This window comes from Shigella sp. SIG3 (genome assembly GCF_053555855.1).
In genome coordinates this window covers 1-1,777 of sequence record NZ_JBQZXE010000230.1, presented here as the reverse complement: position 1 = coordinate 1,777, position 1,777 = coordinate 1, and the positions used below count along the sequence as shown (strand labels likewise).

The window sequence follows — 1,777 nt, the reverse complement described above, 5'->3', positions numbered from 1 at the left end:
TTCCTCTTCGCGTATGGACTTATATAGGCTTGTTTGTTGCAAGCATTTCGTTTTTATATGGTGCATGGATGATTATAGACACCCTTATCTTTGGCAACCCAGTTCGCGGATATCCCTCCCTGCTTGTATCAATACTTTTCTTGGGTGGAGTGCAGCTGATCGGGATTGGTGTTCTCGGTGAATATATAGGCAGAATCTATATTGAAAGCAAACATCGTCCCAAATACATCATCAAAAATGAGAAACAAAAATGAAAAGCCTTAAAACATCATATGTAAAAAAACTATTTTTCTTAATTGCTGTATTTTTCATTGCGGTTATTTTGATGTATTTGCGCCGCCCTGATATAATCAGAACACCGCAGTTTTGGGCAGAAGATGGTCATGTATGGTATGCTATGGCATACAATAATGGCATATTCACATCAATGATATTCCCTCAAAATGGATATTATCAAACCATATCAAACCATATCAAACCATATCAAACCATATCAAACCATATCAAACCATATCAAACCATATCAAAACTTATTGCCTCCATATCATTAAATTTTAATTTAATGTATGCCCCTTTAATTTTTAACATCTCCGCAATTATTGTTAGGGCATTGCTTGTATCTTTCATACTCTCTGGAAGATTTAGTTACGTAAACATAACACCAAGAATATTTACTGCTTTGTTTATTATAATAATGCCGGAAGTATCAGAAGTGCACGCCAATGTTACTAATGATTATTGGTATTTATCACTATATTTACTTCTTGTTATGTTAGCTCCAAAGCCTACAAACAATTATCAAAAAGCACACGATTATATAGCGATAATCATATGTGGACTAAGTGGTCCATTTATAGTATTCATGGCTCCAATGGTAGGGATAAATATACTTATACAAAAACGCTTATCTACAAAAAAATAACCACTCACGAATACGTTTTCATTGCCATTTGTTTGATTCAATTTATTTCTATTATTATGACATCCTCTGAGACCAGAGTTGATATGGTTCTTGGAGCTAATTTCGCAACACTTTGCAAAATATTAACAACAAAGGTTTTTCTGGGTTTATGGGCTAATGGTGACTTTTTATCACCTTTATGGAATCATGATTCAATTTGCATTGCAATTACAATGATTTGTCTTTCCATCACTATTTTTACATTTATTGTTTCCAATTACCCCATGCGCTCGGCAATAGTTTTCGCAATACTAACATTAACGTTTTCACTAGCAAAACCAATGCTTTCATCTACAAGTGAGCAATGGCCATTATTAATTCATGGCGGAGGAAGATATTCTGTCATACCAACAATCATATGGTACTCTGTATTGGTTTACTTCTTAAACTATATTTCCCACTTGCACTTTAAATTCCTACCATGGATGTTATATACAACATCGTTAATCTCATGTTTATATTTTTTCAATCTTACCCCACTCCCAGATTACGGGTGGAAAGAGCAAGTTAAAAAATTTGAAAGCTTAGCACCAGGAGAATCGTATTCTTTCAAGTTCAACCCTGCAGGATGGACGATGACATTAATAAAAAAACAGCCTTAATGTTGAATGGTAGTTACTTAATGTTATTGATCTAAGTTTTGCATCAATAACCCCCCCCGAAACTTAGGGGGGGGCATCTGCAGTTATAATTAACGGCCTCTTTCTTCATCCGATAACGCCCCCTTATTTATTTTCCTCTGGTTTTTTCGGCCACTCTGTATTTTTTATATCAACACGCATCAATAGCACCCGATATTTTTTCCATGCCAGTAAT

General features: G+C 34.8%; 2 protein-coding genes and 1 pseudogene. 2 read left to right on the top strand and 1 reads right to left on the bottom strand.

The window, feature by feature from the left end; genetic code table 11:
- Together ACUU1I_RS20440 and ACUU1I_RS20435 are read left to right on the top strand one after the other, a co-directional pair.
- Positions 1 to 254: pseudogene (locus ACUU1I_RS20440) on the top strand (glycosyltransferase); the annotation flags it as partial.
- Complete coding sequence (locus tag ACUU1I_RS20435) at positions 251 to 922, top strand: hypothetical protein (protein ID WP_447393977.1); 672 nt, start codon at positions 251 to 253, stop codon at positions 920 to 922. The pseudogene ACUU1I_RS20440 and the gene ACUU1I_RS20435, both read left to right, overlap by 4 nt.
- Positions 923 to 1,686: 764 nt before the next feature.
- Here the strand turns inward: ACUU1I_RS20435 and ACUU1I_RS20430 are convergent.
- A complete protein-coding gene (locus ACUU1I_RS20430; RefSeq protein ID WP_449144906.1) occupies positions 1,687 to 1,773 on the bottom strand; it encodes a tail fiber assembly protein in 87 nt (28 codons plus the stop codon).
- Between the last annotated feature and the right edge of the window lie 4 nt (positions 1,774 to 1,777).